Genomic DNA, 14,854 nt, shown 5'->3' with positions numbered 1-14,854 from the left:
GCAATTTATGATAGTGAATAGAGAATGTATAAAAAAAATAGATAACTTAATTAATAAATATATTAAACTGGAGATAAAGAGAGAGTTTCTTCATGACCAATGTGAAAGTGAAAAGAATATTGGGGAACTAGTATATTTATTAGAAAATGCTCTAATACTATTAAATTCTCATAGTAATAAAAATAAGGAAAGAGCACTAACAATTGCAACTATAGTAGCCAAGCTACCAGTTAAGAATAAGCAATTAAAATTAATATCAAGCATAATATTAGGTAGATTAAGAAACTTTAAAAGTCAGGAATTAGTGGATAATAATAATGAAGAAAATATAATATCGCCATTTGATATGTTAAAGAATAATTTATATAAAAGAAATAATACAATAAAATTAGTAAATAAAGAGTATTTATTAAATAATTTTCAATTGAGTTTTTATGAACTCGTTAAGAAAAGGAAAGTAGTGAGTGTTTCAGCACCAACGTCTGTTGGAAAATCGTTTATAATAAAAAGAATAATAATAGATATGCTTTTAAATGGATTAAACTGTTGTGTTTATGTAGTTCCAACTAGAGCGTTAATAACTGAAGTAATTAATGAAATCAGGAAAGAAATCAGGAAAGAAATAAATATAGATGATTTGAATATAGGATTTAATATATCTTCGTCATCAGATGTAACAAATTTAAAAAAAGAATTTAAAACAATATTAATATTAACTCAAGAGAGATTTTATCAATTATGCAATAATAATGAAATTAAGGTGAATGTGCTAATTGTTGATGAAGCACAAAATGTTATTGATGGTAAAAGAGGGGTTTTACTAGAATATAGTATTAAATACGCCAAAAGATTATGGAAGGATTTAAAACTTATATTTATAAGTCCTTTAATAAATAATCCTGAAAAGTTTACTCAAAGATTTGCCAAAGAAGATGAAAGTGGATATTTGAATGAAATGAAATCATCAGTAAGGCAAAATATAATAAAACTTTATAAAGATACATGTGGATATAAAATAACTATTAACGATAATTTGGTTGCAGAAAAAGTTAGGATAAATAGATCAGCAAGTTCAATTTCAGGTAATATTGCTAGTGTAGTATTGGGATTTAATAATGGTCAAAACTCCATTATTTATTGTAATACTACTAAGTTGGCAGTAGATGTTTGTGAAAAAATATTCAATTCAGGAAATTATGATGATTCAAATATAGATGTGTTAAATGAATTTGCAGATTTTATTGAGTATTCCATAAGTAAAAAATATTTGTTGAGTAAATATATAAGAAAGGGTATAGTATATCATTATGGGAAATTACCACCTTTTATTAGAGGGGGAATTGAGGAGTTAGCAGCTCAAGGATATTTTAAAATTATTGCATGCACATCAACATTACTTCAAGGAATTAATTTACCAGCTCAAAATATATATGTATATAATCCTGTTAAAGGAAGAGGAAAAAAGAAAAAGGATTTATCTAATTTGGAATTTTGGAATTTAGCTGGCAGAGCAGGTAGAATGGGATATGATTTTTGTGGAAATATTATACTTATTCAGAATAAAGAGTGGAATGATATTAACAAATATGATGATAAAAGTAATGAAGTTCAATTTATTTCCGATCAATATAAAGAAATAGATAAATTAAAAAAGATAATCTTACATAGTGAATGTAATGATATAGAAAATACAGAAGATGTAGAGGATATAGAAGATGGAGAAGACATAGATGATATAGATGATAATGATGGTATTAATGATTATATAGTTAGCTCTACAATAATAGATAGAATTAATCACCAAAAATTAATAAATCATCAAGTAGAAAATGAAAGTTACAATAATTTGGAAGATATGGTTGATAAAATTATACAGGGGTTTGAACCACCTAAGGAACTTTTAATTAGACTTGTTGGTATGAGATATAGTAATATAAATAAATTATGGTTATACTTAAAAAGTAATGATAGTACAATTGAAAAATTTCTATTACCTCATCCTTTTAATGTAGATAAAAAAACATTTTTAAAAGTTTATACTGAAGTTATAGATATAATTAATAAATATCTTATGAATGAAAATTTATATAATCAATATGATAAGGATAAATTAAAGTTTATGTCATATTCGTGGATTACAGAAAATAAATTAAAGTTTATTTTATTATATAAAGTTTTAAAAAATAGTTCGAATAAGGAATATAATAATAAAGAAATTTCTAAAGAAGTAGAAAAACAGGTAAGATACTTAAATGGAAATATTAGGTATAAATTAGTTAAAGGATTTTATGCTTATGGAGAAATTTTAAAAGAATATTTAAAGATAACTGGAAGAGAAAAATTAGCACATAAAATAATTAACATTCCTATGTATTTAGAAATAGGTGCTTGTAAAAATTCTACAGTAGAATTGGTATCTCTTGGTATGAATAGAGAATTTGCAATAGAAGTTGTTGAGAAATTTAAAATTACAGAAAATAATTCTATTGAACAGCTGAAAAAGCTAGATTTATCTAAATTAAACAATAATTATTTAAAAGGTAAACTAGAAGAGTTTATTGAAACAATTAAATAATAATATTTAAAATTGAATATGAAAATATTGACTTATGATAAGTGTGTTGAGTTAATTAAAAATAGTGATGATAGTGAAGAAAATTAAGTTGGAGTAAATAAAGATAGGATTGTTTTTCTTTCAAAGATTGTAGAAATTCAAAAAATAGCTGGTTTAAAACTTTTAGTGTAGGAAATAGATATATTAATTCAGATATAGATGTTACAAAGTTTTAGAGAATTAACTTAATCCTGAAAGTCTATATTGATTATTAGAGATAATTAAATAATAGTAAGAAAAGTGGTGGATTTTAAAGGGCGTGCTTCGTCTTCACCAATAAAATCATTTTTAGTTTATAAGTATATACATCCATATATCAACTAATAATAAAATAAATTAATAGTTGATATAGATTTCATTAATACCTAAAATAACAACTAATAAATTACTTTTCCCTCTCATATTATTATATGGGGGGATTTTTATGCTTAAAAAAGAAACAAAAATTAAAATCACTGAAAGCTTTAAAAATGAAGACATAGATAAAAGAAAAGAAACTTTAGAAGAATTATTGTTAAAAATAATAGGTCAATTAGAAACGATTGGTAACAGATGAATTATGTTCTTTTGAAAGTGCTATCAGCTTTTGTATATAATAATTATAGGTAAAGCAGATAGTTATACTTCTTAACAATTTAAAGGAGAGGTATAGCCAAAAATGAATAAAATAGCCATATATTGTAGACTATCAGATGAGGATAAGAACAAGAAAAGCTATAAAGATGATAGTGAGAGTATACAGAATCAGAAGAACTTATTAATGAAATATGCTATAGAAAAAGGATGGGATATATACAAGATTTATAGTGATGATGACTATTCGGGACTAGATTCCAATAGACCAGAATTTAATGTCATGTTAAAAGATGCTGAACAAGGTAAGTTCAATATTATTCTTTGCAAAACACAATCTAGATTTACAAGGGATATGGAGCTTGTAGAAAAATATCTTCACAATAAATTTATCGAATGGGGTATAAGGTTTGTAACTGCTGTTGATGGTGTGGATACTTTAGACAAACAGAATAAGAAATCTCGCCAAATAAATGGGTTAGTAAATGAGTGGTACTGTGAAGATGTAAGTGAATCCATTAAGGCAGTCTTTAGATTAAAACAGCAAAGTGGAAAGTTTATTGGATCTTTTGCTTCCTATGGATATGCTAAAGATCCTAATGATAAAAATAAATTAGTTATTGACGAAGAAGCAGCAGAAGTTATTAGAATGATATTCAACTTGTATATTCAAGGAAATGGAACACAGCATATAGCACGTATTCTCAATGAAAAAGAAATTTCTAACCCAACTAAATACAAGAAAAATAAGGGACTAAAATATAAGAATGTTTCGGCAAAAGATAATTATGGTCTTTGGAATAAAACAACTATAAAGCGTATTCTTAAAAATGAAATATACATTGGAAATATGGTACAGCATAAAAGACATAAGCTAAATTATAAGTCAAAGAAGATGAGAGAGTTAGATGATAATCAGTGGATTATTGTAAAAAATACTCACAGTGCAATAATTGATAAGAAAACCTTTGAGACAGTACAGCAGAGAATTAAGTCAAAAGTTAGAAGTACTGGAAGCGGAAAAACTCATATATTTGCAGGAAAGGTTAAATGTATGGACTGTAAAAGCACTATGAATAAATTATGTAATGGCAAAAATTATGTTTATTTAAGGTGTAAGCTTTATAGTATTCATCCAACAAAGAAACTCTGTACAAGCCATTCTATAAGATTTGATTTGCTGCAAGATATTGTTACTAAAAAGATTAAGAATTATATAAATACCTTGTGTGATATGAACAAAATGAGTTCTCAGCTATTACAAGAGCATAACTTTAATTCCAAAATAAAAGTAATGGAAAAGAAATTGATAAAAATAAATGTAGATATAGAAAATAGAACGGAAGCATTAAAAAATATATACCTTGATAAAATTAAAGGGACTATTTCACAGGAGCAGTTCAAGGAATTTAACACTATATTTTTAAAAGAAAAAGAAGAATTAAATTCACAAAAACAGTTATTGAAAAATAAAATAAATGAATTAAAAGAAAGTCAAAGTTCTATTGAAGAATACATGGGTATAATAGAAAAATATAAGAATTTTACTGAGTTAACTCACACAATGGTAAATGAACTTATTGATTATATTGAGATAGGTGAAAAAGATAAAGAAACAAGAGAACAGGAAATAAAGATTTATTGGAACTTCTAAAAGAGTAGGTTAGCATAGTTTAAGATTAATTACCTATGGTATAATTATAGTAATGATATTAGTAATTAGAGGGGTGATTAAATGAGTCCATTATCTAAAGAAGTAATTGAAAAATTAATCAAAGAAGAGGATTCACAAGTTTTGGCTGAAGTATTAGATTTTTATGAATACTTAAAGCAAAAGAAGCAAAAGCAATTGAAAAAGGAATGGGCTAGTATTGAAGAAGATGAACCTGATGCTGAAGAAATAAAAATATGTAAGGAATATAAAAATTCAAAAGAAGATTTAGTTCCGTTAGAAGGTTTGATGAAGGAGTTAAATTTAGATGGAGAATAATTATAAGATCAATCTTACTAAAAAAGCTGAAAAGTTTATAAAAAAACAAGATGCTAATACTCAAAAAAGAATTATTAAAGCAATACTAGAATTACCCAAAGGTGATATAAAGAAATTAAAAGGCATAGATGATATATACAGATTAAGAGTAGGGGATTTTAGAGTTTTATTTGAAAAGAATGATGATGAGCTTATAATTATTGTAATTGACATTGGAAATAGAGGACAGATATATAAATAAATTAAAATGGCACCTGTTATATTGTAAAAATTAACAGGTGCCATTGTGTGTTAATGAGACAACTACATGTGGTGAGGTTCCATCAAGTAGAGCTACATTTAAATCTTTTATAACAACTCCATCTAGAGAATTATTATCAGAAGAACAATGATGATATTCTATATCATAGCCCTTTTCATTAAAATATTGTCCAACTTTTTTCATTAGAGAAGATTTACCAGTTCCAGGACCGCCTTTAAGACAAATTATTCTTCTTGCAGATTCTTGAGATAATATATATCTATAAAAAGAATAAAAGCCTTTAGATGTATTTCCACCTGGGAAAAAATGTTTAAATTTACCTTTCATAAAATCACACTCCTATTTTCATATTTATATAGTATATTAAAGATAAAAGTGAAAGTTTACTGTTAATAGCTAATATTTAAATATTAATTTATTGATTACATTAAAATTATGTAAAAAGACAAGAAAACTATAGAACAGGAAATAAAAATATGTAAGTAATATAGAAATTCAAAAGAAGAGCTAGTTCCTTTAGAAAATTTAATAAAGGAGTTGAATTTAGATGAAGATAATAAAGAAGATTTATAAAAAAGAAATTGTACTAGCCAATACCATAAGGATGCTTTTAATATTAGCTATAATCATAAGCATTAAAACCCACAATTGGTTAAATCTTTTTATTGCTATAAGTACGATTATACTTACGTATTTACCTTATATAATTGCTAGAAAAAATGGTATAAAGCTTCCTGCAAGTTTTCAAATAGTAATTTTAAGTTTTATTTTTGCAGCTCAGTTTTTAGGAGAACTTAGAAATTATTATAATAAATTTTGGTGGTGGGATATAATGCTTCATACTTTTTCAGGAATTATTCTTGGAATGGTTGGATTTTTATTAATATATATATTAAATAGAGAAGAAAAAATTGATCTTATAATGAGCCCGTTTTTCGTTGCGTTATTTTCGTTCACGTTTGCTTTATGTATAGGAGCACTATGGGAAATTTTTGAATTTACTGTGGATTCTATAGTTGGATTAAATATGCAGAAGTCTGGATTGGTTGATACTATGTGGGATTTGATTGTAGACTCTATAGGAGCTTTTGTTACCTCAGTTAACGGATATTTTTATCAGAAAAGGCATCAGCAAGTTCCAGTCATTAAAGAATTTTTTGATGAAAATCCAAGATTTTTAAAAAAGAAAAAACAGCATGATAATAACCATAGTTGTTAATACAGCTCGTAAGAATTAAATTTTCTTATGAGCTAATGTTTTATTATGATGTTTTTTAAAAAGTCAGTAAAGGTACAGCTATATAATATGTGATTATATTTTATCATGGAGTATGAAAGTTGGGTACCACTTAAGATAAGGCATAAAACACTTATATTGAGGAAAAAATAACTCTAGAAAGGAGCGTTAAGATGTGAATAAAATCATTTATAATCATAAAAAGGAAGAACACTTAAAAGGTTCAGAAATAAGTAAAGAAAAGCTTCAACAACTAAAAAATAAACAAATTGGAAATTTAGAACAAAAAGAAAGAACAGTAATTGTACCTACTATGACCATAATGGACGAAAACCAAGATATAAAAGAAGTTGAGATAGAAACTCATATGTATGAGGTAGAAGATAAACAAAGATAAAATTAATGTTTTAAGGAGGAATTATTATGTCAACTAAAGCAGAAAAAAAGAAAAGAAATGATAATAAAACTAAAAATCCTAAAAGTGCTAACCCTATAACTATGGATGTTGATCCAGATATGAAAAAACCCGTAAAGGGTTTACCTAAAATATAAATATTAGTTTATTTAATAAAACAGCTAAATGAAGTACACCTTTAAATGTTAGACAAATATAACATTTGAAGGTGTACTTTTTTATAGTAGAATTTTTACTTATAGAATTTTTATACATATTCTCTATCGATGGTAACTAAAGCATTGTAATTAGGATGAAATTTTTTAATTTCTTTATTTATATCATATACAAGATTTTCTTTATCTTTTTCATTAAAGTTGCAATTAAAACCTATTACTACATCGAAGAGTAAATTCTTATATTGACCCTCACCTACTATTCTGAAATCATGAAAGGATTTTACTTCATCAAATTTTTTTAGAATATTACTAACTTCATTTTTAGTAGTAATAATTTCATCATCATTATTATTAACTGGATCCATATGAATTACTAAAAATACATGTAATTTTTTAGAAACTTCTTTTTCTGCTTTATCAATAATTTCATGAATTTTTACAATTGATATATCACATGGGACTTCTGCATGAAGCGAAGCCATACATCTTCCAGGACCATAATTGTGGATAATCAGGTCATGGATATCATTTATATGTTCATAACTTAGTATTTCTGATTTGAGTTTTTTTACGAACTCAGGGTTAGGTGCTTCACCTAATAGAGGATTAATAGTGTCCTTTATTAATGAAAAACCAGAATGTAGTATAAATAAAGATACTAGAATTCCTATGTATCCATCTATTGGAAATGAAATCCATTTTGAAAGAAGTAGTGATAAAGCAACTGTACTAGAAGATATAACATCACTTAAAGCATCTAAAGAAGAAGCTTCTAGAGCAGAAGAATTAATCTTTTTACCAATGTATTTATTAAATAGACTTAGCCATATTTTAGCTAGTATTGATATTAATATTAATATCAAAGGTACTAAATGAAAGTTTATTTTTCCTGGATGAATTATTCTGTTAACAGATGATTTAGTAAATTCAAATCCAACTAACATAACCATAAAAGCTATTATTAGACCAGAAATGTATTCTATTCTTCCATGTCCAAAAGGATGCTCTTTGTCAGCTGGTTTTGCTGCTAGTTTGAATCCTAAAATAGTAATTATAGAAGAAAGTGCATCTGAGAGATTATTAAAAGCATCTGCTGTTACTGCAATACTTTTCACCATTAAACCAATAAACAATTTTATTAAAAATAAAATTAAATTAGATATTATACCTATTGTGCCAGCTAAATATCCATAAGCTTCTCTAACTTTGTTATCATTAATGTTTTCATGATTTTTTATAAAATGAGATACTAAAAATTTTGATAGCATATTATATCCTCCATAATTAATAAGTAAAATAAATAGCTATTTATACATAATAACATGTTTTGCATAAAATTAAAATTTAAATAATATTAGTTATTATTAAATTAAGATATTTTTAAGATTCATATATTTGATTGTATATGAAAAATAAGGTAAAATATATGAGAGTTAGAAATTTAGGGGGGAAAATAATGAAAAATAAAAAACTTATGTCTATAGTTATGTCAGCAAGTTTGGTTATAAGTGGAATTGGATTAGCACCTTGTAAAGCTATGGCAGAAACTAAAAATGAAGTAAAGGTTGAAGCTAAACAAACACAAGACAATGATGTTGAAAAATCAGCTAAAGAATTAGTTAAAGAAGCAAGAAAAAACCTAAATGAAGAAAATATAAAAAAAGCTAGAATAGCTATAAGCAAAATGCCAAAATCAAATGTTAAGAAATTATATAGTGAAGTATTGAATTTTAATATTTATAATCATCTTGGAGATAATATTTCTCCTGTAGATGAATTAATGAAAGCTTTCAAAAAGAGCCAAGAAATTAAGTCATGTGTTTCACAGTCACAGTTTACAATGAACATTAAAGGTGAAAATTTATCAGAAGAAGAAAAAATGAAATTAGCTCAAATTGAGCAGGTTATAAACAAATTAAAAATCAATGGCAAGTCACAAATTAAGTCAGAAAAACAAGGCGAAAAAGTATATTTTAAAAGCAATGTAAATATTGATGTAATGGGTAATCCTATTAATTTTGATTTATGGGAAGATGTTGATGTAACACAAGATACTCCTAAAATTAATATGATTATCTCTATTCCTGAAATGATAAAGGCTTTTGCACCTGAGCTTGGTGAAAAAAAATATCTTGTATATGATTTTGATAATATAAGTAAACTTTTAGGGGAGAATGGAACAGGAACACAAAATGTGGATTTTGATGGTATAATGAAAGCTGCTACAAAATTCAGTAAAAACTTTGAAAATATTTTTGTGGATTTTCTAACAGTAGAAGATGCTAAATATAATATTGTTAGCAGAAAAGATAAAAAGCAAGTAACTATTGGAAATGGAGTACAAAATGTTCAAATTTATGAGATTAAGATAAATAATGATAACTTAGCTGAAATACTTAAAGATGCAATGAAAAATGAAGAAATCAGAACAGCATTTGTAGAATATGTAAATGATATAATGAAATTAATACCAGAACAAGATAAAAAAGAACTTAAAGGTGTTGATTTACAAAAACAAATGAATGAATCAATGGATGAAATGATAGAAGAAGCAATAAAAGGATTAGATAGTATAAAAGACTTAGTTGAATATGAATTAGTATTTGACTTTGGAGTAAATAATGATGGATATATTGTATATCAAACTGGAAATATGAAATTTACTGCTGATGTAGCAAAACTTCAAGCAAAAATAAAAGAAATTAAAAATACTCAATTAGAAGTAAAAGAAGAGAATAAGGTTCAAAAATCTAATTCAAAATATACTTTTACAATTAAATATACTAGTGATTTAGATAAGGTAAATGAAACAATAGAATTTGATCCTATACCAGAAATAACTGAAAAAAATTCTATTAAATATACAGATCTTTTAATGCAAGCAATGAATGGTGGAGGCAAAACTGAACCCAATTCACAAGCTGAATAAGTAATTACAAGATAAGTTATAAGTAAAAAAATAATTAAAAGCAGATCATATTATATAATGTGATCTGCTTTTTTTTACTATATTTAGATTCTAAATTTCCCTAATGCTTCATCTAGGTCAATTGAAAGAGTAGACAAGTTTTCAGCGAGAAGAACAACTTCCTGGAAGCCAGCAGCTTGTTCTTCTGTAGAAGCACTAACTTCTTGTGTAGTAGCTGAGATTTGTTCAGATACTGCTAGAGTTTCAGAAATATTATTTATAGCAGTATTTTTATTATTATCAACTTGTTTTAGTGAAAAATTTACTTTATCTATATATTCTTTTAGAAAATCTAAATCTTTTAATATGCTTTCAAAACTTGAACTTGTGGTTATTACACTCTCTCCAGTTAAATCATTTAATTGTTTACTTTCTTTAATACTTTTAAGAACGCTATTTATATTTTTTTGCATTATATTTAATATTTCATTTATTTGAGATGCAGATTCAGCTGATTCTTCTGAAAGCTTTCTAACTTCATCTGCAACTACTGCAAATCCCTTACCAGCTTCACCTGCACGAGCAGCTTCAATACTGGCATTTAAAGCTAAAAGACTTGTTTGTTCTGTAATGCTAGTTATACTATCTGTTATTTTCATTATTTTTTCAGAATTTTTAGCTAAAGTATCTGTTTCGTTCAACAATCTATAATTAGCTTCAGAGTTTAGTTTATAATTCTTCTTTAAATCATTTATTGAATTAATACCATTTTCAGCAGCCTTACTTACTTTAATGGAAGCTTTATTCATATCCGTACCATTTTCTAAAGAAGTATTTATTTCTTCTCCAAGATTATTTATTGTATTAGTACAGGATTGTAATGAGTGGGATTGTTGAGTAGTATCTTCAGATATATGTTGAACAGCTTTTGCTATTTCATCTGAAGCTGCACCCGATTCTTCTGTTATGGCTACTAAACTTTCTGAGGAATCTTTAAGCTTAATAGATGAGAATTTCATATTATTAAGCAATCCATTTATGTCCTTAACCATTTTATTTAAAGAGCTTTTTACTGCATTGAATTCTTCAACATCTTTTTTGTTAGATTCAATTTTGATAGAAAAATCTCCTTCGCCTAATTTTTCTATGATATTAACTATATTATGTATAGATTTGGAAACTTGAGTCCCAGATATATTTCCAAAAATTATAGCTAGTATTAAAAATAGTAATCCTATAATTAGTGAAGAATTTCTATCTTTTGATAATGCAGCTGTTAATTCTGCTTTTGGAATACAGGCTACAATACTCCAGCCAGTTTCAGAATTAACTTTTGTATATGCAATAAATTCTTTACCGTTAATATTTAGTGTAGAATTTTTATTATTGAGGTTTAGTGCATCATTAATCCAAGGTTCTTCTTCAGAATTTTTACCTAACATGTCTTCATTATTGATACCTATAATTGTTCTTGAAGAGTCTATAACAGCTATGTAACCATTTTCACCTAATTTTATATTTGAAACAGAATCAGCAATATGAGAAAGTGTTATGTCTGTTCCAACAACTCCAAGTAAAGTTCCATTATTATCTTTAACTGTTTTAGCTACAGTAATAACATATCGACCTTTTTTATTTACATCTTCATATGGAGCAGTAATGATAGCGTTTCCATCATTTGCAATAGCATCTTTATACCATAGTTTGGTTCTTGGATCATATCCATCAGGAATTTTATCCACAGTAGCACTTTGATGACCTGTTACTTGTCCCAAATATGCGGTTATTACATCTTTATGAGTATCTCTAAAATTATAAAGTGCAGATACCATTTTCTCTTCAAATGCAGGATTAAAACACGTATTAATAAGATCAGTATCTTTGCTTAACATATCTATGGATTCAGTATTATATTTTATAGTATCAGATATTATAGAATATACGTTAATAGAACTTTCTTTCATTAGTGTGTGAAAAGCATTCTGAGTTCTGTTTTTATTGTTGTAATAAGTGAATGTTGAAGCAAAAAAAACAGGTATAATTACGGCAAGAGATAAGAGTAATGATAGTCTACTCTTAAAATTGTTTTTTAAAGTCATTTTATATATCCTCCTTATGAACTTTTTTGGTATTAAAATTTTATGAAATAAGTAATTTTATGTTGGGTATTACATTATTATATAAAAAATTATATAATACTACAATGTATATAATATCATATCTATCAAAATATGGTAATGCATTTATTAAAAATTCAAAAAATTATATAGTTTTACAAATAATTTAGATTACAAGAAAATTATATTAAAATTTTAAAAAATTTATTTTTATCTGATATACTATAAATTATAAAGAAAGTAAATAGTTAGTGTTTGAAGAGTGTGTTAATTTATAATAATGGAGGGAAAATACTATGAATAAAGAATTAATATTTTCACAAGAGCTTGTAGAATTTATATATAAAAGCCCAACAGCTTTTCATGCTGTGGAAAATATAAAAGAAAAATTATATAAAAATGGATTTAAAGAAGTTAAAGAAGAAGAAAAATGGAATTTGAATAAACAAGGTAAATATTTTGTAACCAAGAATAATTCTGCCATAATAGCTTTTGTTATTGGAAATGGTGATATTGAAGAAAATGGTTTTAAAATAATAGGTGCACATACTGATTCTCCTACATTTAGATTAAAGCCATCACCAGAAATAATATCAGAAGGAACATATCTTAAGATAAATACAGAAGTTTATGGAGGACCAATACTTAATACTTGGCTTGATAGACCGTTATCTGTAGCAGGAAGAGTTATATTAAAAGGAAAAAATATATTATATCCTGAAACAAAGCTTATTAATATTAAAAAGCCAATAATGATAATACCAAATCTTGCAATACATATGAATAGAGAAATTAATAAAGGTGTGGAATTAAACAGACAAGTTGATACATTACCTGTATTAGAGCTTGTAAACGAAAAATTTGAAAAGGATAATTATATTTTAAAACTTATATCGGAAGAGTTAAATGTAAATTCAAAGGATATATTAGACTTTGATTTATTTCTTTATGAATATGAAAAAGGAAGTATTATAGGATTAAATAATGAGTTTATATCATGTGGAAGATTAGATGATTTGGAAGCAGTTCATTCTGGACTTTCAGCGTTAGTCAATGTTGAGCAATCAAAGGCAACTAATGTTTTAGTTTGTTTTGATAATGAGGAAGTTGGAAGTTCAACTAAACAAGGAGCAGATTCAAATATGCTGTCAGATGTTCTTGAGAGAATAGTAATAGCAGTAGGAGGAGATAGAGAAGATTTCTTTAGAGCTCTTGCAAAATCCTTTATAATTTCATCAGATTCAGCTCATGCTGTACATCCAAACAGAGGAGAAAAATGTGATCCTACAAATAGACCTATGATAAATAAAGGTCCTGCTATAAAAATAGCTGCGAGCCAAAGTTATACTTCAGACAGTAACTCTTCAGCTGTGTATGAAAGCATATGTAAAAAAGCAGGAGTTCCTGTTCAAAAATTTGTTAATCGCTCTGATGAAAGAGGGGGATCAACTATAGGACCAATATCTTCAACTCACCTAGCTATTCGATCAGTTGATATTGGAACGCCTCTTCTTTCGATGCATTCAATCAGAGAACTTTGTGGAGTTTTAGATCACTATTATACATTTAGAAGTTTTGCAGAATTTTATAAATTATAGTTTTTAAAAGAGGCTGTATAAAAATAAAAAAAGTACAATATACTGAGCGATTTTTAGATTATAAACAAGTATATTGTATATAAAATTTATTTGATACAGCCCATTTTTATTGTTAAAAAAGATAATAAAGTTTGAAATTTATTTACGAAACCAAAGGGTGTTTTAGAGAGAACATTGGGTATTAGATAATTTCTAAAATAAAAATAAATACTTAAATTATGGAAGGAGAATTAGATAAGATGAAAATAGATATAATTATATCAGCAGATGATATAAAAGAAGAAAAAATCAAAAATAAAACAGTAGTGATTATAGATATGCTAAGAGCGACATCTGTTATAGTAACTGCAATGAATAATGGGTGCAACTATGTAATACCTGTAACTAATATAGAAGAAGCTAAAAATATAGTGAAAAACAGTAGAGAAAAGTATGTTCTTGGGGGAGAACGAAATGCTAAGAAAATAGATGGATTTGATTTTTCAAATTCTCCTTTAGAATACAAAAAAAATATTGCAGAAGATAAGATTTTGGTTATGACAACAACTAATGGTACAAAGGCTATAAATAGAGCTGTGGCAGCTAAAAATCTTTTAATAGGAGCATTAATAAATGCCAAGGCTGTTGCAGAAAAAATTTTGAAATTAAAAGATGATGTAGTTATAATCAATGCGGGTACTGATAGTCAATTTTCTATAGATGATTTTATATGTAGTGGGTACATTATAGAATGTATTTTAAATAATAAGGAAGTAGAATTATCAGATATAGCAATAACGGCACAGTATGTTTATAAGCAAAATAGTGATATTATAAGCTTTGTAAAAAAAGCAAAACACTATAATACACTTATTAATTTGGGGTTAGAAGAAGACTTGAGATATTGCTGTAAGAAAGATATTATAGACTATGTTCCAGAATACAAAAAAGGAAGAATTTTATGATTTTTTTTACATTTATGTAATTATTTAATAAATATTAG

At 26.2% G+C, this 14,854-nt stretch carries 13 protein-coding genes and 1 pseudogene; 11 read left to right on the top strand and 3 right to left on the bottom strand.

What is annotated here, in order from left to right:
* Positions 1 to 7: 7 nt before the first annotated feature.
* The 5 genes from OW763_RS02630 (at position 8) to OW763_RS02610 (ending at position 5,418) form a co-directional block, all read left to right on the top strand.
* Positions 8 to 2,575 carry a DEAD/DEAH box helicase gene (locus OW763_RS02630; RefSeq protein WP_268039506.1) on the top strand — a complete coding sequence of 856 codons (2,568 nt, stop codon included), beginning with the start codon at positions 8 to 10 and terminating at the stop codon, positions 2,573 to 2,575.
* 463 nt (positions 2,576 to 3,038) lie between these two features.
* Positions 3,039 to 3,170: a hypothetical protein gene (locus OW763_RS02625; RefSeq protein ID WP_268039505.1), complete on the top strand. Its 132-nt coding sequence runs from the start codon at positions 3,039 to 3,041 to the stop codon at positions 3,168 to 3,170.
* A gap of 102 nt (positions 3,171 to 3,272) precedes the next feature.
* A complete protein-coding gene (locus OW763_RS02620; protein WP_268039504.1) occupies positions 3,273 to 4,841 on the top strand; it encodes a recombinase family protein in 1,569 nt (522 codons plus the stop codon).
* An 81-nt stretch (positions 4,842 to 4,922) separates the two neighbouring features.
* Entirely contained in the window at positions 4,923 to 5,177 is a 255-nt protein-coding gene (locus OW763_RS02615) for a hypothetical protein (RefSeq protein ID WP_268039503.1), read from the top strand.
* Positions 5,167 to 5,418: a type II toxin-antitoxin system RelE family toxin gene (locus tag OW763_RS02610; RefSeq protein ID WP_268039502.1), complete on the top strand. Its 252-nt coding sequence runs from the start codon at positions 5,167 to 5,169 to the stop codon at positions 5,416 to 5,418. The genes OW763_RS02615 and OW763_RS02610 overlap by 11 nt, the downstream gene beginning before the upstream one ends.
* A 60-nt stretch (positions 5,419 to 5,478) precedes the next feature.
* Here OW763_RS02610 and OW763_RS02605 read toward each other — a convergent pair.
* Positions 5,479 to 5,766 (bottom strand): annotated as a pseudogene (locus OW763_RS02605) (P-loop domain-containing protein); the annotation flags it as partial.
* Positions 5,767 to 5,986: 220 nt separating this feature from the next.
* Here OW763_RS02605 and OW763_RS02600 point away from each other — a divergent pair.
* The 3 genes from OW763_RS02600 (at position 5,987) to OW763_RS02590 (ending at position 7,228) form a co-directional block, all read left to right on the top strand.
* On the top strand, positions 5,987 to 6,658 hold the full coding sequence (locus tag OW763_RS02600; RefSeq protein WP_268039501.1) for a DUF2238 domain-containing protein: 672 nt from the start codon (positions 5,987 to 5,989) through the stop codon (positions 6,656 to 6,658).
* A 193-nt stretch (positions 6,659 to 6,851) separates the two neighbouring features.
* A complete protein-coding gene (locus tag OW763_RS02595; protein WP_268039500.1) occupies positions 6,852 to 7,073 on the top strand; it encodes a hypothetical protein in 222 nt (73 codons plus the stop codon).
* Between the two features lie 26 nt (positions 7,074 to 7,099).
* Entirely contained in the window at positions 7,100 to 7,228 is a 129-nt protein-coding gene (locus tag OW763_RS02590) for a hypothetical protein (RefSeq protein ID WP_268039499.1), read from the top strand.
* A 110-nt stretch (positions 7,229 to 7,338) separates the two neighbouring features.
* Here OW763_RS02590 and OW763_RS02585 read toward each other — a convergent pair whose 3' ends face one another.
* Positions 7,339 to 8,517 carry a cation diffusion facilitator family transporter gene (locus OW763_RS02585; RefSeq protein ID WP_268039498.1) on the bottom strand — a complete coding sequence of 393 codons (1,179 nt, stop codon included), beginning with the start codon at positions 8,515 to 8,517 and terminating at the stop codon, positions 7,339 to 7,341.
* Between the two features lie 188 nt (positions 8,518 to 8,705).
* On the opposite strand from OW763_RS02585, the gene OW763_RS02580 reads away from it, so the two are divergent.
* Positions 8,706 to 10,178, top strand: coding sequence for a hypothetical protein (locus OW763_RS02580; RefSeq protein WP_268039497.1), 1,473 nt, complete (start codon positions 8,706 to 8,708; stop codon positions 10,176 to 10,178).
* Between the two features lie 83 nt (positions 10,179 to 10,261).
* Here the strand turns inward: OW763_RS02580 and OW763_RS02575 are convergent, their stop codons facing one another.
* Positions 10,262 to 12,256, bottom strand: a complete 1,995-nt coding sequence (locus tag OW763_RS02575) for a methyl-accepting chemotaxis protein (protein ID WP_268039496.1) — start codon at positions 12,254 to 12,256, stop codon at positions 10,262 to 10,264.
* A gap of 314 nt (positions 12,257 to 12,570) precedes the next feature.
* Here OW763_RS02575 and OW763_RS02570 point away from each other — a divergent pair, with 314 nt between their 5' ends.
* Both OW763_RS02570 and OW763_RS02565 read left to right on the top strand, forming a co-directional pair.
* Positions 12,571 to 13,872 (top strand): M18 family aminopeptidase, encoded by a 1,302-nt coding sequence (locus OW763_RS02570; RefSeq protein WP_268039495.1) that lies wholly within the window; start codon positions 12,571 to 12,573, stop codon positions 13,870 to 13,872.
* A 239-nt stretch (positions 13,873 to 14,111) separates the two neighbouring features.
* The gene (locus OW763_RS02565; protein WP_268039494.1) at positions 14,112 to 14,816 is read left to right on the top strand and encodes a 2-phosphosulfolactate phosphatase family protein; all 705 of its coding nucleotides are present in this window, start codon (positions 14,112 to 14,114) and stop codon (positions 14,814 to 14,816) included.
* Positions 14,817 to 14,854 lie beyond the last annotated feature (38 nt).

The organism is Clostridium aestuarii (genome assembly GCF_026735135.1).
Taxonomy (GTDB): Bacteria; Bacillota; Clostridia; order Clostridiales; family Clostridiaceae; genus Clostridium_H; species Clostridium_H aestuarii.
This window is presented reverse-complemented; position numbering and strand designations above follow the sequence as displayed.